Genomic DNA, 20,543 nt, shown 5'->3' on the forward strand with positions numbered 1-20,543 from the left:
ATTCTGAGTCAAAAATTAATTATCAATAAAAATCAATTTCTTGCATCGAGCAAATTTCAGAAAATTATAAATAATATATTTTCTTAATTAGTTAAGATATATGACATGGATCGAGACAATAAATCTATTTTTATTTTAATCCAATCAGAGCAATCTAACATTAATAACAATATAATTAGAGACTATTTCTTGAAAAATCTTATAAAAATAATTTATGCATAATAACGAATGATAAAGAATTAAGGTATAAAATCATACCCTGCAAGGTTTTACGCAATTATTGATAACATTATTAATATGCAGAAAAGGTTATTTTAACCTAAAAGTTACTTAGAAAAAATATGAAGTAATACAGAAAAATCACCAAATTAAATAATCATCGAAAGCCAAATTTTATATATAAAATATATAACAATATCCAAAATAAACATTAGTTAATTTAACAATATCCAAAATAAACATTAGTTAATTTAACAATATCCAAAATAAACATTAGTTAATTTAATTAGCTAAATAATTGCAAGTACTATTAATTTAATTTTTGTAAACTTTTCCATACTCTACTGAATATTACTATGTATAATGTTTGACGTATAACTATGTATAGTCTGGTTTCTAATAGATAGCCATCAAAATAATATAATATACTAAATTTCACTGGCTATTACTAAATTTCACTGACTATATTTTTTATAATAAAAATACGGTCGTGTTTATAAAACTCTATCCAGAGATTCAGAGCATACTCAGATAACCTATTATTATATGATATATAAATTCATGCATAACATTACACATAATATATATAGGTTTATATCGAGTAACAATTAAGTCTTAGATTTATTTAATAAAATAAAAACATGGTATCATATTTTTTATACAATTCTGTTGGATACTACCAAGATAAAAAAGAATTATTATCTATAAATTATAAGGTTATGTCTTATTTATTTTAGATACCTAAAATTATGGAGATCAAATGTTTGAGCGAACAATGAATATTGCTAATTATGATCCTATTTTATGGAATGCCATGAACAAAGAAAAAAAACGCCAAGAAGAACATATTGAGTTAATTGCTTCCGAAAATTACACTAGTCCACGTGTCATGGAAGCACAAGGATCTCACTTAACAAATAAATACGCTGAAGGATACCCTGGAAAACGCTATTATGGTGGATGCCAGTACATAGATATCATTGAGCAACTAGCTATTGATCGCGCTAAAAAATTATTTGGAGCTGATTATGCTAATGTGCAACCCCATTCAGGCTCACAAGCAAATTTTGCCGTTTACTCTGCGCTACTAAATTATGGTGATACTGTCCTAAGCATGCATTTAACTCATGGGGGACACCTTAGCCATGGGTCCCCTGTAAATTTTTCAGGTAAACTCTACAATATAATTTCATATGGCACTGATAATACCGGTCAAATCAATTACAATGAGATAGATGCACTTGCTAGAAAATATCAACCGAAGATGATTATTGGGGGCTTTTCCGCTTATTCTGGCTTATGCGACTGGAAAACCATGCGTGAAATTGCTGACCGTATTGGTGCATATCTTTTTATTGACATGGCCCACGTTGCTGGATTAATTGCTGCTAATCTTTATCCAAATCCATTGCCCCATGCACATATTGTAACTTCAACGACCCATAAAACGCTAGCTGGTCCTCGCGGAGGTATCATATTAGCATCAGGTGGTGATCACTCATTCTATCAAAAGCTCGACGCTGCCGTCTTTCCTGGTGGACAAGGAGGGCCATTGCCGCATGTCATTGCGGGTAAAGCTGTAGCCTTTAAGGAAGCCATGGATCCTGAATTTAAAACCTATCAGCAAAATATAATCAAAAACTCTAAAGCAATGGTTTCAGTCTTTTTAAATCAAGGGTATAATGTAGTATCTGGTGGTACGCATAATCATCTCTTTCTTTTAAATTTAACAAATAATAACCTTACCGGACAAGTAGCAGAAAACACTTTGAGTCATGCGAATATTACTATCAATAAAAATAGCATTCCTAACGATCCTCAAAATCCATTTATTACATCTGGAATCCGCATTGGATCTGCGGCCGTCACACGCCGCGGTTTACAAGAAGATGATGTATGCTTAGTGGCAAACTGGATTAATGATGTTCTTAAAAACATAAACAATCAAGCAATTCTCTGGAATGTAAAAAATCAAGTAATCGAGCTATGTTCTAAATTTCCTGTTTATGAATAAATAATTTTATCACAAGACGATATTAGCTTCGATAAAATTTTATGTTTTTTACAGTATATCTGCACCCTGAATAACAAAATTAATTTATTATTCTCTTTAGTATAGGATGCTACAAACATTATTTTTTATCTGAACATCTTATTTTAAAATAAAAATAGTCAGCACTCTAATATGTTCAGTAATCTTTTATAAGATTATATCAAATATATATTTGATATAATTCTCGAGATATAGTAAGCTTTGATAAATACTTCTTTAATAAAAGATTTCACTTTTCTTTATATTTATACAGATCGGAAAAATAATATTTATTATATACGATCAATCAACTCATTATACTATAAATAAACAGAATACTTAATTAAATAAAAACATCATTAGATTTACGATCTCTATATACAAAATACAAAAATAAATAATACATTGAATTTTTAATGATTTATAAGGCATTTTAATTTTTTATGAATAGTATAAATCATAGCTCCAAGACCATTCGAGCGAGATGGCGTTAATTGCCGCATAAGATCAAGATCTAACAACCAAGATTTTACGTTAAAATATATAATACTTTGTGGTGTCATGTGTTGATAACAACAAAACACGATGGCCAATAATCCCTTAACAAGTACTGAATCACTATCTCCATCTAAAATTACTAAACCCTCTTTATCAGTATCTACTGTAATCCACACTTGACTTTGGCAACCAGGAACAATATTTTTTGGATGATATAAATCTTTAGATGATGTCGGAAGAGCTGAGCCTAACTCAATCAGATATAAGTACTTCTCTTCCTGGTTAGCACAACGATGAAAATTACAAACTAGTATATCTCTATCCAGAAAAACAGGCATGCTTCCTCGCTTGAGTAATTATATTAGTAATTTTCTAGTAGAAAATATTTTTATAGTACAAAGAATCTCTGATATATATCATAGGTATGATACTAGTAACCATCTTAATTTCAAAAAAATAATAATTGTAGAATAAGCGATATTTATTATCACATCAATTGAGGATAACCTTATGTTAAAACAAACTTTCAGTTAAAAACTAATAAAGTGTATTGAAATCAACTCCTTCATCTTCTGTCTTATATCTCAGATAAAAGTAATCGTTACCACCTTCTATTCCAGAATATATTTTATAGATCTATTGAATTATATGTGATAGAGAAATAATCTTACCTATTATTAATTTAATATATGCATCATATTCATCTATCATATAATTGCAGTATGCATCTATCATTAACAATAAATTTGTACCATGTTTCTGATCTTCACTATATTTTTAAAACGAATAGCATCATACTAGTTAAATCTATATGCTAGGTGAACATATGCTATATATAATATATATACTATATATTATATATAGTATATACACTATGTGATTTTCTTAAAAATCCACACCGCTTATAAATATTATAATATATAATCAGTACTATCAAAAAACACTAAAAAGTAGTTCTGGTAATTATATACTGCCTAATATATTTTTATAAAATATCTATATATACACATCTAATGTTCTATTTTAAATTTTATTTATCATTTAATTATTATAATAAAACGATGCCCTTTCTTGCATTAACTTCTAATATATTAATGCCACAATCATTTAACTTAATAAATGATGAATGCGAGTTAAACTAGATGCCAAGCGATCTACTTCATCTTCAGTATTATAAAGAACCAAAGAAGCACGACACATCGACGAAACTCCATAATGTTTCATTAACGGCATAGCACAATGATGGCCAGTGCGAATAGCTATACCATATTGATCTAAAAAACTACCTACGTCAAACGCATGATGAGATCCCAGATTAAAAGCTAGCACTCCGATAGCTTGAGGTGGGCTATAGATAATTATATTTGGAATGCCTGATAACTTATTTAATGCATAACTCATTAATTTCTTTTCACGATGAAAAATACTATCCATCCCTAGCTTACTAACCCATTGTAACGCAGCTCCCAAACCAATGATCGACCCAATGTTTGGTGAACCAGCTTCAAACACCCAGGGAGCTCTAGTATATGTCGTTCCCTTACTAAGGCTAACGGTAGAAATCATTGACCCCCCGCCTTCCCATGGTGGCATTAATTCTAAAATTTCTTTACGACCATATAAGATACCAATACCGGAGGGTCCATAAATTTTATGACCAGAAAAAACATAAAAATCACAATCTAAATCCTGAACATCTACCGTATTATGCATGATTGCTTGCGCACCATCGATTAATGTTACTATCCCCCATGCTTTAACCTGAGAAATAATTTCTTTTACCGAATTTGTAGTACCCAATACATTAGAAACATGAGTTAATGCTAACAAACGTGTACGAGAATCTATTAATGATGATAAACGCCTTACATCTAATGCCCCGGAACATGTCAAGGGAATATAACGTAATTCAGCATTGACGCGCTTCACAAGCATTTGCCAAGGCACAATATTTGCGTGATGTTCCATTTCTGTGATAATGATATTATCACCAGGCTTTAATTGACTCCCCCCCCAGCTCTGTGCGACTAAATTAATTGCTTCTGTTGCCCCTTTAACAAATACTATTTCTTCTGCACTTGCCGCATGTAAAAAACTGGCAACCTGTGTACGAATATTCTCCATCCTGGTAGTAGCATTAGAACTTAAGGTATGAATACCACGATGCACTGCTGCGTTTTCATTCTGATAGAAATAAGTTTCAGCATTAAGAACACATTGTGGTTTTTGCGCGGTAGCTGCACTATCTAAATACGCCAATGGGTATCCATTTACTTCTTTAGCTAATAATGGAAATTCTAAACGAATACTAGCAATATCAAAACTCACTACATCTATCCTCCAACACGATCGGTAATGCGTTTCTGCACGGCTTCTTTAAGTAGAGAATGAGATAAGAACTCTGTAACTTCGGAACAAAATGCCTCTATAATCATGCGCTGTGCAATAGATTTTTGAATTCCCCGCGCTCTTAAATAAAAAATCTGCTCTTCGTTAATACATGAAATTGTTGCTCCATGCCCACATTTAACATCATCGTTATAAATTTCTAACTGAGGTCGGGTGTCAACTTCTGCTGCAGAACCTAGCAATAAGTTATTATTATTCATCTGTGCAGAAGTTTTTGGTGCATGTAAAGACACTTTAAGTGTGCCATTAAATACTGCTTTTGCGCAGTCGTAGACAATAGTTTTATGCAACTGCTGACTGTTGCAAGAAGCATTAGCATGCTCTAACCAAGTTCGATTTTCAAATACTTCTGCACCGATCGGTATCACCACACTGTTTAATATCAATCTAGAGTTATCCCCGTGAAGCTTAATACTAGTCTGATGACGCGTTAATCTAGATCCTAATAAAAAATTATGGCTTTCTGCATAGGTGTCAGACCCTATGCTTAAATCATTATGAGAGAAGTGAGAACCACGAGAATCTTCAAAAGAAAAATAATAATGCTTAAACCTAGCATTATTACCAATATTTGCAGTAAATCGTGCCATAGTAAAATAAGATGAGCTATTTATAGTAATAAAGTGCTCAATAACCACAGCTTCAGTAGAAGAATCTTGTTGTAGATGACAACGATATGCTGAAGTGTGCAATTTATCAGAAGCACTACAAGGACTACAATTACTACCAGTGGTAATATGCAATAAGTACAATGGACGTGTTGTTTTCTTGCCATCAGCAAGGTGAATAAACGTAACTTGATCCACAAAACTTTCTGTGAGATGCAGAAAAAATTCAGGATGAATTGGATTACCAAACACCGCCTCTTGAGATGTACTAGGAATTACATGAATAGTAAAAGGATCATGCTCAGCATCACTTAATTCAGATGAAAAACGTCCATCTACAAAAACTAATCGTAATGCGTCAATTGGAAGAGCGTGATCTATAATCATATTTAGATTTAGAGTAACAGGATTCGGAAAAACAAACTTCTGATCTAGTAACCAATCTAATGGTATATATCTCCACTCTTCTTGCGTCTGCTCAGGAAAACCTAACCGCAACACCTCATGCCAATGTTGACGTGCTTGCAGACTATCAAGATTCTCTCTTATTTCTAACAAATTTTTCCATTGTCGTAATATATCATCAGTCTTGGTCAACAAGCCAGGCATAACCGTGTTCCTCCAGTTTTTGTACTAGAGAAAAACCTCCTGATTTTACAATCCTTCCATGAAATAGAACATGCACAAAAGATGGTTTTATGTAATCTAATATCCGCTGATAATGCGTAATAATAATAAATGATCGCTCATTATTACGGAGACTATTCACACCATGAGAAATAATTCTTAACGCATCAATATCCAGCCCAGAGTCAGTTTCATCTAAAATGCATAAATCCGGCTCTAAAAGAGACATCTGTAATATATCATTACGTTTTTTTTCCCCACCGGAAAATCCAACGTTCATAGAGCGAGTCATAAGCTCCTCAGAAATTTTTAATAGACTCATTTTTTCTTTAATCATATCTTGAAGATCAAATCTATCGAGGGCATTCTGCTGACGATATTTACGTATAGAATTCACTGCTGTTTGTAAAAACAAATTGTTACTCACCCCAGGAATCTCCACGGGATACTGAAAAGCCACAAAAACCCCCTCTCCCGCGCGCTCTTCTGGGCCCAACTCTAACAAATTCTTACCTTTTAATGTCACAATGCCTTGGTCTACTTTATAATCTTTATGCCCCGCTAAGGTAGCAACGAGGGTGCTTTTTCCTGAACCGTTAGGACCCATAATGGCATGAACCTCACCTGGTTTTACCTTAAGATTTAAACCGCTAAGGATTTTATGATCACCAACACTAACATGTAAATCTTGAATTCTTAACATACGGGTCCTTATGATCTGTGTCTTTAATATACAATACTAGCCCACACTATGTGAAAGACTAATAGCAAGCAATTTCTGTGCTTCAACTGCAAATTCTAAAGGAAGTTCTGAAAAAACATCTTTACAAAAACCATTTATAATCATTGAAATCGCATCATCTTCAGTGATTCCGCGTTGTAAGCAATAAAATAACTGGTCTTCACCGATACGCGATGTTGTTGCCTCATGCTCAAGATGGGCAGTGTTGTTTTTTACTTCAATATAGGGAAAAGTATGCGCGCCACATTTGGAGCCAATTAGCATTGAATCACATTGAGTGTAATTCCGTGCATGCATAGCGCTTGGGGTGACCTTAACTAAGCCACGATAAGTATTGTGACTATTACCAGCAGAAATACCTTTAGAAATAATAGTTGAACTTGTATTTTTTCCGATATGAATCATCTTAGTACCTGTATCAGCCTGTTGAGATCCACTTGTTAATGCTACAGAAAAAAACTCACCAATAGAATTATCACCACGCAAAATTACGCTTGGATATTTCCAGGTAATAGCTGAACCAGTTTCTAACTGAGTCCAAGACATTTTACTTTGTTTTCCAACACACAGAGCGCGTTTTGTGACAAAATTTAGAATTCCACCTGCAGTGTCTCTACCAGAAAACCAATTTTGTACTGTCGAATATTTAACCGTAGCACCTTGGTGTAAGACAACTTCCACTACCGCTGCGTGCAGCTGTTGAGTCTCACGTATAGGCGCAGAGCAACCTTCTAGGTAACTAACAGAACTACCTGCATCAGCAATAAGAAGCGTGCGCTCAAATTGACCAATTTTTTCTGCATTAATTCGAAAATAAGTTGAGAGTTCCATTGGGCAATGGACACCCTTAGAAACATAAATAAAAGTCCCGTCAGAAGCTACAGCCGCATTTAAAGCAGCGAAAAAATTATCATTAGCAGGAACTACGCTACCAAGATACTCCTGAACTAAATGAGGGTAATCATGAATTGCTTCACTAAAAGAACAGAATATAATACCTTCTTTTTTTAGCTTATCACGATAAGTTGTAGCTACAGATACTGAGTCAAAAATTGCATCAACTGCTACCTTACCTTCTTCTCTCACAGGTATTCCAAGTTGCTTAAAGGTATCTTCAATTTCCTTTGTAAGATAGTTAGTCACTTTTTTACCTGCTGTGGATTCTATACTATTTTCTGATGGAGTGTAATGCTCACCACAGCCTTGACAAGACGGTGCAGAATAATAACAATAATCTTGATAATTCAATGATTGATAATGAGCTTTAAGCCAGTGCGGTTCTTTCATAGTGAGCCAGGCTGCATATGCTTTTAGACGAAAGTCCAACATCCATTTAGGTTCGTGTCGTTTAGATGAAATTGCACGCACAATATCTTCATTGATACCATCTGAAAATTTTTCAGTTTTCAGCTTAGTAAAAAAACCCTCTGTATAGTTTGAATGAGCGCTAACTAAACTCTGATTATCATTCGATTTATTATTATCATGTAGCATTAGACTTTACTCAACGCTAAAACTCTCACCACAACCGCAGGCTTGATTAGCTAAAGGGTTATTAAATTTAAACACCTGATTCAAGCCTACATGTACATAATCTACTTCTGTGCCATCAATATATGGCATAGCCTGTAATGGGACAAAGACACATGCACGATTACGGCTAAACATTAAGACATCCTTGGATACCTCTTTTACTAAATTCATAGTATAACTCAATCCAGCGCAGCCAGAAGTTTTTACATCTAGCTGAACCCCTTTAATATTCGGTTCTTTTAATGAAAGATAGCTAATTTGTTCTGCTGCTCTGTGCGTTAACGTTAATCCTTTCCAAACAGGTACGCCTAAGTATGAAGTAACTAATTTTTTTGATGGCATAATCAACCTCATAATACATTATCCAGACATGGTGATATTTTTCTTCAAATACCCACACTACTATAAAGCTTTACCAAATGCTTTGCCATATATCTATAACAAACAGTCTACCTTATGCCAGATGTATTTCTTAACTATTTTAAAATGATAACTGAACACTACAAACATTGATGAAATCTAAATACCGATCTATCTCTATCATAAACAATCCCTAAGATACCTCTAATATATTGATTGCAGAGCTTCACAATTACCTATAATAGGATTATAGATTTTTTAAAAATTCTCAGATTTTTCTATAATCAAAATTTTTAAAACTAAAAATAATAAATATTATAAATACATATTAAAAAAAACCTAAATCTTAAATGGCCTAAAGTAGACCATCATAATATGATGTTATATTTTACCATAAAAATTAACATACATATTAAACGGAATTATTACTAATTTATTTTTGATTTAATATGCAATTATTAACATTACAACCATTTACTACAACCATTTACTATTTTTTTCATACTAACCATGAAGAATGAGCTTGAGTTTATAAAACGCAAACTATTAAATGCTAAACGCATGTGTTTTTAAATCTCACTACTAAAAATATGATCAACAACACAAATAACTACTCAATAACATCAAAAGAATAAAATATGATAATTTTATCTAAACAAAATAAAAAGTAAAAATCTTAGAATTTACCTCTCATCCAAGCCTTGTCATTATATTTAAATATATTAATCAGTTTTTATGTATACTTTTGATTATGTCAATTAGCAACAGAAGCCATAAAGACATCTACCTATCCTACTGAAGATTCAGTGCTTTTGCAGGGAGAAGACGGCTAGCTTTTTTGGCTGGGTACCAACTAGCAAGCAAGCTAAGTGCTATGGATGTCACAAATATAATTATCACATCGGAAAAGTGCAACTCTGAAGGAAAAAAGTCAATAAAATAAACATCTCCGGAGAGAACATGACAACCTGTTAATTTTTCGATAATCTCAACAATAGATGTTAACTTAAGAGCTATTAACCCCCCTATAATGGTACCAACTAAACTACCTAACACACCACCTAATAGCAAGCCATACCAAATAAAAATAGATCGAATTAAGGAATTATTAGCACCCAAAGTTCTTAAGATAGCAATCTGACGACGCTTATCTTGTACTGCTATAATTAATGTGGAAACAATATTAAAACAAGCAATACCAATTACTAGTACTATTGATAGATATATTATAGTACGAATCATCTGAATATCGTGATACATATAACCATATGTTCCAATCCAACTATGTAAATATACATATAAATTAGTTACTTCTCCCACTTGACGAATAAGTAGATCAGCCTCAAAAGGATGTTTTGCTTTAATCGCAATACCGGTAATATTACTACCAATACATAATAATTTTTGAGCATCTTCTATTGGAATATATGCAAGACTGTGATCAAGAATGCCATTTAAGTTGATAATACCAACCAACTGCAAGCGCACGTACTTTGGCTGTAATATTTGATCTTCCACGTGACGACCTGGAATCATCATAGTTATCCAGTCACCAAGTTTTAAGCTTAAGCTATTAACTATCCCTTGCCCAATTAAAATCTGATTCTTGTTTGGTAAAAAATGCTTCCAAGCCTCTCCTGAAGCATAAGATGATAGAGCGCTAACACGGCTTTCTAGTTTAGGATCAATACCTTTTATCTGTAGTGCTATTACTTTACTTCCGTGTTCAACCAAACCAGTAAACCGAATATAAGGTGCTGCTGCTACTACACCAGATACTTTTTCTATTTGTGATAATAAAGATACCCACGCAGTAAAACCTCGATTAACCGGTTCAAGTTCACCATGTGGAACTACTGAGAGAATCCGTTTATTAAGTTCGTTCTCAAAACCATTCATAGCGCTCAGACTAATTATTAACACAGCAATACTGAGCGCAATACCACAAGTAGATATTACTGCAATAAGAGAGGTGATACCACCTTGGCTCTTTCCGTAACTAAACCGAAAACCAATAAAACAAGCAAGACCACCAATCATTGGCTCTTTCCTGAAATATTTTTTTCAAATAAATGACCATGATATATCTCAAGATTCCGCGGTAAATTTTTTGCTAGATTCAAATCATGAGTTACTACTACAAAAGCAGTGCCATGTTTTTGATTAATCTGAGTTAGTAATCTTAAAAGAATATCAGTATTTCGTTCATCAAGATTACCTGTAGGTTCATCAGCTAATACTATATGTGGATTATTCACTAATGCGCGCGCAATCGCTACTCGTTGCCTTTCCCCGCCAGAGAGTTGTGAGGGGCGACAGAGAGCTTTGTGCTCTAAACCTAGTAGTTTTAACATTTCGACGGATTGAATCTTAGCTTTCTTTGTCGCAATCTTTGCAATAAGAAGCGGCATGCTTACATTTTCTAAGGCATTAAAATCTGGCAAAAGATGATGAAATTGGTAAACAAATCCCAGATCTCTATTACGCAATACAGATTTTTCTCTAGATGACATTACATTTAAAGATTTTCCTTTAAAAAAAACGTCACCAGTAGTTGGGGCATCTAAACCACCTAATAAGTGCATTAAAGTACTTTTTCCCGACCCAGAACTACCAATGATTGCTATCATATCACCTTCTTGTACTTGAAATGAAATATTTCGCAAAACATCAGTTTTTACATTACCCTCCTGATAACTTTTACATAAATTCTCACACTGCAATAAAATCTTTTTAGTCATAGCGTAAAGCCTCAGCCGGCTTAACAGAAGCAGCACGATAGGATGGGTACAGAACCGATAAAAATGCTATAATAGTAGAAAAAAAGGCAATCATAGTGATTTGCGAGGCAGATATTAATACAGGCAATGATAAACCTGGACCAAATATACCTGCCCATATAATAACACCAGGTAATTGTTTAGCTAAGCATATCCCTAAAAGAGATCCAATTATAGAACCCAGCACTCCAACCATTGCACCTTGTAAAATAAATATAATTAAAATTTGCTCACGCTTGAAACCCTGGGTTTGTAAAATAGCCACTTCCCATTTTTTTTCTGCAATAAGTAGACAAAGTGATGTAAAAATATTAAACACAGCTATCAAAATAATTAAACCAAGCAATAATCTCATAATATTTTTTTCTATTTTTACCGCATGAAACAAAGCTCCTTTTGTTTCACGCCAGTCATGCCATACTAAACCATTTAGCAATCCTCCTTGTTGCATGGCATGTTGTTTTATAGCATGTATCTGCAGCGGATTATTTAGCCATAGTCGCCAACCAGTAATGCACCCCTTTTGGTATCGCATAAGACGTGATGCATCTTCCTGATTCAAAAGTATCGCATAACTATCAACATCACTATTAGCCAAAAAAATACCAATTACATTAAATACTTTTTGACTTGGAATACGTCCTAATGGTGTCCACCAACTTCTAGTTGGTACAAGCAGGCGTACTTTTGAGTTCAACCTTAAACCTAAGTGATTTGCTAATGCCGCGCCAATAATTGCATTATATTTTCCAGCCTGAAGTTGTTTCTGCTTAACATTTAAAAAAAAAGGTACTAAGGCGTCATTTTTATTAGGATCAACACCTAAGATTACACCAGTAGCAATATTATGAGCACCATGTAAAATTACTTCGCCTGTAGTCAGAGATGAAATTCGGTTCACACCTGAAAAATGTAATTTACTAGCAGATATTTTTTGCGGATTAATGAAGCCGTCCTGGCTAGTAACTAACACATGCGGCATAAAACCAAGAATTTTATGTTCCAACTGTTCTTCTAATCCATTCATGACTGATGATACAGTTACGAGCACCATAACACCTAAAATTAATCCAATTACTGAAAGCCAAGATAGAACACACCCAAAACGATTTGATCTAAAATCACGACCTGTCATGTAACGTAAGGCAATAAATAAAGAAATAGGTTGATACATAGTATTTATCTTTAATATAACGTAAATAGACATTAACTATTACAGAGATAGTAGATATCCTATATTATAAAATAACTACATCTTACTACAGAACACTGAGGCATGGGCAGATGGAATCTACATTATTCTCTACCTTAATGATAACCTGCGCTAAAGATACACAACTTGCATGATCTAAGAGGTTTTTTGAAAAAAATCTATCTATTTTTAAAATACAATCTATCTACTAAATAATACTAGTGTTTTAAATATAACTAACATTCTCTTTCATAATGATTTAGTACCCATTCTTTGTAATTTACTAAACACATATATTTTACTATAATTAAATTATTATCTATATTCTGAAATATTCAATCAATAATCTAAAAACTATCGAACTACTGTACTTATACAAATAAGATATCTTTAATTAATATTTGCAAGATCATAAGATCCAAATAGTATAACATATGAATTGTATGCATTGTAAAGATCTAAGGTCTATTAATGCTTTTATGACTTAATATAAATAGCCTGCTAAATTAAATTAGCAGCCTATTTATGTGTTATCTTCATAGATCTTCATTAAGTAAGTAATGTCAAAAAATTTAGTATTTATTATTCTAAAGCTAAAACTAAATCTTAATTAGAGAGATTTATCATTATGACTGGCTAATCACTATCCGTTTTATAAACTTTATATTTAATAAAATGATAAGCTATCTGTATCTTTAATTACGCTACATCTTGAGCTACACATTGCCAATAATTTAAAAAAGTCTTTAATATAATTAATAATTATTATAAAAACATTAAATTTATAAAATAAAACCATCTAATTAAGTATTATGAACTATGTATTTATCATCCTATGCAAAAAAATCTAGTTTGTTGAATTCTTTAAATTTATAGATAATAAAACAAAAGACTAATGAAAATTATATAATATCTCTGCTAATAAAACGCATTTAGTAAAATCTAAAAATTTAGTAAAATATAAGAAATGTATGATGATGCGAAAAAAGTACAATTGTCACTAAATTACAACTAAAGCTAAAATTTTACTCAGTAATTATTAAAGATTAGCGCTAATATAATAGCCTCTGAGAATCAATAAGAATGCAATATACTAATTATCACGGAATGATGATTAATATGATACAAAAATCGTTATGTCATTATGTCATTATGTCATTATGTCATTATGTCATTATGTCATTATGTCATTATGTCATTATGTCATTATGTCATTATGTCATTAATGACAGTATAGAGTTTACTCAAACATATTACATTTACTCAAACATATTATAATTATTAATATAGATTAGCTAATCTAGCTAAGTTTTTCTCTCAAAAAACACTACCTAAATTAAGAAGATAATTTAATGTTTCGTTTTAGTTAAGTATGAATATTTCTAAAAATTTATAGAGGGGCGCTTTATAGGTATAGTACCTATACATATGCCAGAGATTGGTGCAAGATTAAAAGTAAATATCTATGATATTTACTAGTGTACCTTTTTCTTGTTTAGACAATCTAGAAACATTGAGAAATAAGTTTCTAAAAAATTAGCAAAAGATTTCTGCTAGAAATTTTACTTATTGCTTATACCTGTAAAGTGTAATGACTAAATATCAAGTATACATATCAAATAAATTTTACAAATGTAAATGATTTCATGTTATAAAATGTTATAGAATGTTATAGAATGTTATATGCAAAAATAAAATATTATATATCAATTATAAAAGCTTAATATAACTTACCGTAATGTATTGCGTAATGTATTGCGTAATGTATTGAAATAACCTTCCTATAATAAAAGGGGGCATTACATATGTAGAAAGCTAAAGTAGTGTGCTTCAATTACAATATTTCTCATATATTTTAGCCTCGATAAAAACTTAAATAATAGCACATGATGGAATATATCACTTGCTGTTTAAGAACAAAAGTACCTGTCAGTACTCAAACGTATCAGATACATTATTTAGGATATAATCCTAACTGCATGAAAAATGACTTGCGATTAATGAGCGGATATGTGATAAATATCCTAGCAAAACGAGATACAGCTCTGTGTGTGAGTAGCATCTTTCAGTAAAGAAGATCCGAGTAAAGACGTTGACGTTGCATACCGCTTCCTTGCCGAGCCTTAATTAATGCCTCATGCAGTAATGTTTCTAGTTTTTCTGAACGTAAAGCCCACGGGCGAATCATCTCTCTAAGGAATTTGTAAAATGGCAAAGATTAAAGGTCAGGTAAAGTGGTTTAACGAGTCTAAAGGTTTTGGTTTTATTACTCCTGCTGATGGAAGTAAAGATGTTTTTGTGCATTTTTCTGCTATTCAGGGTAACGGGTTTAAGACTCTTGCTGAAGGTCAAAGCGTGGAATTTGAAATTCAAGATGGACAGAAAGGCCCCGCTGCCGTGAACGTTAGCGCGATCTGATATTGATTAGAGTTTGTTGTGATTTTATTAAAGTAATCTAAACTGAAATCTTGACATAACCTTAATACCACATCCGGCCCCGTCAGAAATGACGGGGCTTTTATAATATTATTTACTAATTAAATATACAGCTCATCTATCTTCGTTAATTCTATTTTTAATTAAGCACTTCTTTAATGATGGTTATTTTTCACTAATAAACTTATGCAGAACATGTTATTCTCTAAAAAACCACATATTTTGCTCCACAGGTGGCTATCGGTTATATTTTATCATTTTCTTTCATCTTGATACACCCCGCTATTCAGAATCCAGTCAACATATTCACTTTGTAAAAATTTATTGTACCTTACAGGCATGAGCAATACAGGCATGAGCAATAAATAAAATTTCTAGCAGAAATCTTTTGCTAATTTTTTAGAAACTTATTTCTCAATGTTTCTAGATTGTCTAAACAAGAAAAAGGTACACTAGTAAATATCATAAATATTTACTTTTAATCTTGCATCAATTTGATCTTGCATCAATCTCTGACTATATTGATCATCATTGTAGCTTCTATAGAACTTTTGCATAATACTGATACAATATTCATCTACATATCATGAAAGGATCTTATAATTTTAAAAAAAATTTTTACTTTATACGTTTACATTAGCGGGCAATTAACCTAACTATAGATATGCTTATAATTTTATTATCTATAAATAAAGTGTACTAGTCTCAATATATCTAAAAATCCGATAGTTGCACTTTGTAAAATTTATAGAATTTAGCATATTAAACATATTATAGGCAGATTAATTTATTACTAATTCAAAAATAATAATGTCATGTTTTGTAAAAACTTTTATACATTGAAAATGATTTTACAAAAACACTCATAAAAATATTTCTATTATATATTCTATGGTTAATAATTTTATTTTTAACGTTTAATTATGATTTAAGTCTTTTATAGAAAAATAACGGATGCAAACATTAAGTGTTTTAATAAATTTCTCAGACTTTCTATATGAAATTATAAAAAAATACTAGAAGAATTTTTACTTATCTTAGCTATGCTTAAAACCTAATTGAATTATATACATAATAAAAAGATACCTTCCAAAAATCAGCATATCATATCTTTTTTTAAAAATCAGGATACTTTAAAATAAAAAACTGCTAAAATATTAGCATATTTTGTTATAACATGCACTAAAAGTAAATAAATGTAAGGCTAGTAACCTGCAAAATTCATTCAGAATGCACATTCTAGTACTAATGTGGTAAGTACTGTATTATATGACAATATCAAAATTATATCGTATGTATTACGTATTAGTAGGTTAGTAGGAAACCATGATAGACACACCAGATATTACTCTAGTTAAAAAATTCTTGATTACTCTTCAAGAAGATATTTGCCAAAAATTAGAAAAAGTAGACTACACAGGCATCTTCCTTAAAGATACCTGGCAATCGCCAGGAAAAGGAGCAGGGTGCAGCTGCATTCTCAGAAATGGAACAATATTTGAACAGATAGGCGTCAATTTTTCACATGTTTATGGAAATTCAATGCCTGTCTTTGCTACAGCAAACCGTCCTGATCTGACTGGTTGTGAATTCGAAGCAGTAGGTATCTCAGTGGTCATTCATCCTTGTAATCCTTATGTGCCTAGTAGCCATGCCAATATACGTTTCTTTATAGCAAAAAGACCAAAAAACGCTCAGCCTATTTGGTGGTTTGGTGGTGGATTTGACTTAACACCATATTATGGTTTTTCTGAAGATGTTGTTTTTTGGCATAAAACTGCCTATAATCTTTGTCAACCTTTTGGTGATGATTTATACGTACGCTATAAAAAATGGTGCGATGACTATTTTTATCTTCAACATAGAAACGAGCAGCGTGGTGTGGGGGGATTATTCTTTGATGATCTGCATATGAATGGCTTTAATCACAGCTTTAAATTTGCGCAAGCTGTAGGTCATAGTTTTTGTGATGCCTATATACCAATTCTTGAAAAACGCAAAGCATTGAAGTGGGGTAATCGAGAGCGTAATTTTCAGCTTTATCGCCGCGGTCGTTATGTTGAATTTAATCTTGTGTATGATCGTGGTACATTATTTGGCCTTCATTCTGGAGGACGTATAGAGTCAATTTTTATATCTATGCCACCGTTTGCTCGTTGGGAATATGACTATAAACCTCAAAAAGGCAGTCCAGAAGCAAAACTTTATCGTGATTTTTTAATAGTTAAGGATTGGCTGCAGTAAAAATAACATTGAATATATCTGTATTATATGATATAATCATATGGTAAAATTTTATAATTTTTAAAATAGTTTTATAATATTTGGAATATTACTAAAAGCTCCAAAAAATATATTATCTAATATCTAATAGTATAATTAAATTTTTATACATTCAAGCATGATAAAGGTATATATCAAAATTTATATATACAATGATAAAATTAGATACTCAACAAGAAATACACTTGTATATCTTAAAAAAGTTCTAAATCTTTCAATGTTGAGACATTATCAATATTCATCATTATTCCAATGATTCTATCATCATGATATAAATACAAATACATGATATAAATACTAATTATATAGGATATCTGACCTCTTCTCTTTAACTAACTTGACTTTGCTATTTTAATTTTTCTAATATTTTTCTAATATATTATATTTATATTTATATAGGTTATATAAGTCTAATTTTTATTAGTAAAATAGAATTGTTATTGTTTTATGATTAACATTTAATACAGTATCTCATTGTATACTATATTAGATCGTAATACATCAACGCCATGCAAAGTGCATATTAAACATAGAGCATTACCTAATGTGCAAACTACAAGAAATATACCTCTGCAATAGAATTCTCGAAGATTATATTAAATCTATCAACTGGAGCAAAGAATTCGTATCTATTCAAAAGAAACACATTAAGTGATATAATATCATACTTTAAACTTACCTTTATCTATTAGATAATTTTCAGGTAATCTGCCGAACTATTGCTACATACCTTCTACTATATGCCATGCCTTCATCAATACATGGTATTGGCATATCAATATAAGAGTGAAAGCACCTTAAAAGTGATCTAGAATAATGAAAAAAGAGTATAATATGCGTTTAAAATTAAGCTTAATCACGCAAATTATGATCGGATTAGCATGTGGCATTTCTTTTGCTTGGTTATCAAAAAGTCATGCAGTAGAGGCTGGGATACTGGGAGAATTATTCATAAATGCATTAAAAGCAATCGCCCCTATATTAGTCTTAATGCTGATTCTTACCTCTATCTCTAGTTATCATAAAAGAAAAAATAGTAATATTCGTCAAATTATAATACTGTACCTACTGAGCACATTTACTGCTTCGATAGTAGCTTTAATCGCTAGCTATTTAATTCCACAAAACCTAATATTAAAAACTTCTACTATTAATGTGTTAACACCTCCTTCTAGTATTTTAAAGATTTTACATGGTTTTGTGATTAGTATGATCACAAATCTCATTGAAGCATTACTGACTGCTAATTATATTAGTATTCTTATTTGGGGAATAGGATTAGGATTTGCATTTCGAAATAGCAGTGATAATACACACGCTTTTTTGAATGATATTTCAAAAGCAATTACAAAATTAGTTTGTATTATTATGAAATTCGCACCAATTGGTATATTTGGCCTCATATCATCCAGCCTAGCCTCTACTGGATTTCATGTAGTATGGCAATATGCACATCTAATTAGTTTATTGATCGGATGTATGCTTTTTATTGCATTACTTCTCAACCCTATACTGGTATGGTGGCATATTCGTCGCAATCCTTATCCATTAGTTTTTACCTGTCTTCGCGAAAGTGGAATCACTGCCTTTTTTACTCGCAGCTCAGTAGCCAATATTCCAGTAAATATGGCTCTTGCAAAAAAACTAGGCTTAAACCAAAATACATATACAGCATCTATTCCAATTGGAGCAAATATTAGTATGGCGGGAGCATCTATAACAATTACAGTAATGACATTAGCAACCCTACATACTTTGCACATGAACTTGCATATCTCTAGCGCGATGCTACTTAGCATTGTAGCTTCTATCTGTGCATGTGGAGCATCAGCTATAGCAGGAGGATCACTTCTTCTGATACCGCTAGTTTGTAATATGTTTGGCATTCCCCATGAAGTAGCAATGCAAGTAATTGGGATTGGTTTTATTATTAGTGTCTTGCAAGATTCCGCAGAAACTGCATTGAATTCATCAGCAGGTATTTTATTTACTGCTGCTGTGTGTATAGCCGAAGAAGATCAACGTGAGAAACCAATCCAATTTTCTACTGCAGTATCACCTTGTTTAGATAAGCAAGGCATTCATAAAACAAAAAATCATTGATAATCTATATACATATACTATACAGCATCATAAAATATGTTGGGTATACTAAAATAGTGTATTTATACTAAAATGTGCTCGAATAACCAGTAAAATAATATATTTTTATTTGTATATAATCTTTTCTTAATTAGTATATTATGAAAATAATGCATAATAATAAGGATTACTTAATAGTATATCAGTCACACAATATTAATCAGAACTGATAAAACTAAATAGATTCTATCATTAATAGAATATAATTTAATAGAATATAATTCTCATTAAATTTAAATACTGATATGCATTAAGGGTTTTCATGCATATAATATACATTATATTCTAAAATTTATTATAATCAGACTATAGTCACAAATATTTATCTTGATTCTATCATAGATTACATACGTAAATTTTACGATGCTATGATAGAGAGATTTATACCCTAGAGATTTTATCCAGAAAAATCAAATCAATCAAGCAATACTTAAGATAAGTTATGATACAATCATATAAATTAAAATTCTGTATCCTTACTCTATAAATTTCACTATTAGATAGGTCTTACATTCTCAAAAACTACCATAAATATTGTAATACTTTGCATTACACATGACTAAATAATCACGCTCTCATTTGTATTTTCTATATCATTAAGAAAAATTGTACAAAATTATTACCTATAAAAACAAAAAGTTATACATGTAGTATCATATACTCTGTTAATTTAACTAAATCA

Annotated in this window: 13 protein-coding genes; 4 read left to right on the plus strand and 9 right to left on the minus strand. The window is 31.5% G+C overall.

Annotated features, from left to right (window positions below; genetic code table 11):
- The first annotated feature begins 979 nt into the window (after positions 1-979).
- Positions 980-2,233, plus strand: a complete 1,254-nt coding sequence (gene glyA, locus ERCISPPS3390_RS02590; RefSeq protein WP_197095264.1) for a serine hydroxymethyltransferase — start codon at positions 980-982, stop codon at positions 2,231-2,233.
- A 431-nt stretch (positions 2,234-2,664) separates the two neighbouring features.
- Here glyA and sufE read toward each other — a convergent pair whose 3' ends face one another.
- The 9 genes from sufE to lolC all read right to left on the minus strand — a co-directional run bounded on the left by sufE (position 2,665) and on the right by lolC (position 12,982).
- Complete coding sequence (gene sufE / locus ERCISPPS3390_RS02595; RefSeq protein ID WP_197095265.1) at positions 2,665-3,087, minus strand: cysteine desulfuration protein SufE; 423 nt, start codon at positions 3,085-3,087, stop codon at positions 2,665-2,667.
- 769 nt (positions 3,088-3,856) lie between these two features.
- Positions 3,857-5,077 (minus strand): cysteine desulfurase SufS, encoded by a 1,221-nt coding sequence (gene sufS, locus ERCISPPS3390_RS02600; protein WP_197095266.1) that lies wholly within the window; start codon positions 5,075-5,077, stop codon positions 3,857-3,859.
- Positions 5,078-5,082: 5 nt separating this feature from the next.
- Positions 5,083-6,375, minus strand: a complete 1,293-nt coding sequence (gene sufD, locus ERCISPPS3390_RS02605; RefSeq protein WP_197095267.1) for a Fe-S cluster assembly protein SufD — start codon at positions 6,373-6,375, stop codon at positions 5,083-5,085.
- Positions 6,350-7,096 carry a Fe-S cluster assembly ATPase SufC gene (sufC, locus tag ERCISPPS3390_RS02610; protein WP_197095268.1) on the minus strand — a complete coding sequence of 249 codons (747 nt, stop codon included), beginning with the start codon at positions 7,094-7,096 and terminating at the stop codon, positions 6,350-6,352. The genes sufD and sufC overlap by 26 nt, the downstream gene beginning before the upstream one ends.
- Before the next feature lie 36 nt (positions 7,097-7,132).
- A complete protein-coding gene (gene sufB, locus ERCISPPS3390_RS02615) occupies positions 7,133-8,629 on the minus strand; it encodes a Fe-S cluster assembly protein SufB (protein ID WP_197095269.1) in 1,497 nt (498 codons plus the stop codon).
- A 6-nt stretch (positions 8,630-8,635) separates the two neighbouring features.
- The gene (locus tag ERCISPPS3390_RS02620; RefSeq protein WP_197095411.1) at positions 8,636-9,010 is read right to left on the minus strand and encodes an iron-sulfur cluster assembly accessory protein; all 375 of its coding nucleotides are present in this window, start codon (positions 9,008-9,010) and stop codon (positions 8,636-8,638) included.
- 810 nt (positions 9,011-9,820) lie between these two features.
- Entirely contained in the window at positions 9,821-11,068 is a 1,248-nt protein-coding gene (gene lolE, locus ERCISPPS3390_RS02625) for a lipoprotein-releasing ABC transporter permease subunit LolE (protein ID WP_197095270.1), read from the minus strand.
- Entirely contained in the window at positions 11,065-11,769 is a 705-nt protein-coding gene (gene lolD, locus ERCISPPS3390_RS02630) for a lipoprotein-releasing ABC transporter ATP-binding protein LolD (protein ID WP_197095271.1), read from the minus strand. Before lolD ends, lolE begins: the two co-directional genes overlap by 4 nt.
- Entirely contained in the window at positions 11,762-12,982 is a 1,221-nt protein-coding gene (lolC, locus tag ERCISPPS3390_RS02635; RefSeq protein ID WP_197095272.1) for a lipoprotein-releasing ABC transporter permease subunit LolC, read from the minus strand. The genes lolD and lolC overlap by 8 nt, the downstream gene beginning before the upstream one ends.
- 2,226 nt (positions 12,983-15,208) lie before the next feature.
- On the opposite strand from lolC, the gene cspE reads away from it, so the two are divergent.
- The 3 genes from cspE to sstT all read left to right on the plus strand — a co-directional run bounded on the left by cspE (position 15,209) and on the right by sstT (position 19,822).
- Complete coding sequence (gene cspE / locus ERCISPPS3390_RS02645) at positions 15,209-15,418, plus strand: transcription antiterminator/RNA stability regulator CspE (RefSeq protein WP_157990551.1); 210 nt, start codon at positions 15,209-15,211, stop codon at positions 15,416-15,418.
- A gap of 1,344 nt (positions 15,419-16,762) precedes the next feature.
- Positions 16,763-17,680 carry an oxygen-dependent coproporphyrinogen oxidase gene (gene hemF, locus ERCISPPS3390_RS02650; RefSeq protein ID WP_197095273.1) on the plus strand — a complete coding sequence of 306 codons (918 nt, stop codon included), beginning with the start codon at positions 16,763-16,765 and terminating at the stop codon, positions 17,678-17,680.
- 855 nt (positions 17,681-18,535) lie between these two features.
- Entirely contained in the window at positions 18,536-19,822 is a 1,287-nt protein-coding gene (sstT, locus tag ERCISPPS3390_RS02655; protein WP_197095274.1) for a serine/threonine transporter SstT, read from the plus strand.
- Positions 19,823-20,543: the final 721 nt, after the last annotated feature.

It is taken from the genome of Candidatus Erwinia haradaeae (assembly GCF_900698885.1).
In the GTDB taxonomy this organism is placed as follows: domain Bacteria; phylum Pseudomonadota; class Gammaproteobacteria; order Enterobacterales; family Enterobacteriaceae; genus Erwinia_E; species Erwinia_E haradaeae_H.

Excerpts from the sequence above, each read along its gene's own strand:
- ERCISPPS3390_RS02620 (WP_197095411.1), bottom strand. The coding sequence starts at position 9,010 with ATGCCATCAAAAAAATTAGTTACTTCATACTTAGGCGTACCTGTTTGG.
- glyA (WP_197095264.1), top strand. The coding sequence starts at position 980 with ATGTTTGAGCGAACAATGAATATTGCTAATTATGATCCTATTTTATGG.
- lolD (WP_197095271.1), bottom strand. The coding sequence starts at position 11,769 with ATGACTAAAAAGATTTTATTGCAGTGTGAGAATTTATGTAAAAGTTAT.
- lolC (WP_197095272.1), bottom strand. The coding sequence starts at position 12,982 with ATGTATCAACCTATTTCTTTATTTATTGCCTTACGTTACATGACAGGT.
- sufD (WP_197095267.1), bottom strand. The coding sequence starts at position 6,375 with ATGCCTGGCTTGTTGACCAAGACTGATGATATATTACGACAATGGAAA.
- sstT (WP_197095274.1), top strand. The coding sequence starts at position 18,536 with ATGAAAAAAGAGTATAATATGCGTTTAAAATTAAGCTTAATCACGCAA.
- sufC (WP_197095268.1), bottom strand. The coding sequence starts at position 7,096 with ATGTTAAGAATTCAAGATTTACATGTTAGTGTTGGTGATCATAAAATC.
- sufE (WP_197095265.1), bottom strand. The coding sequence starts at position 3,087 with ATGCCTGTTTTTCTGGATAGAGATATACTAGTTTGTAATTTTCATCGT.
- cspE (WP_157990551.1), top strand. The coding sequence starts at position 15,209 with ATGGCAAAGATTAAAGGTCAGGTAAAGTGGTTTAACGAGTCTAAAGGT.
- hemF (WP_197095273.1), top strand. The coding sequence starts at position 16,763 with ATGATAGACACACCAGATATTACTCTAGTTAAAAAATTCTTGATTACT.
- lolE (WP_197095270.1), bottom strand. The coding sequence starts at position 11,068 with ATGATTGGTGGTCTTGCTTGTTTTATTGGTTTTCGGTTTAGTTACGGA.
- sufB (WP_197095269.1), bottom strand. The coding sequence starts at position 8,629 with ATGCTACATGATAATAATAAATCGAATGATAATCAGAGTTTAGTTAGC.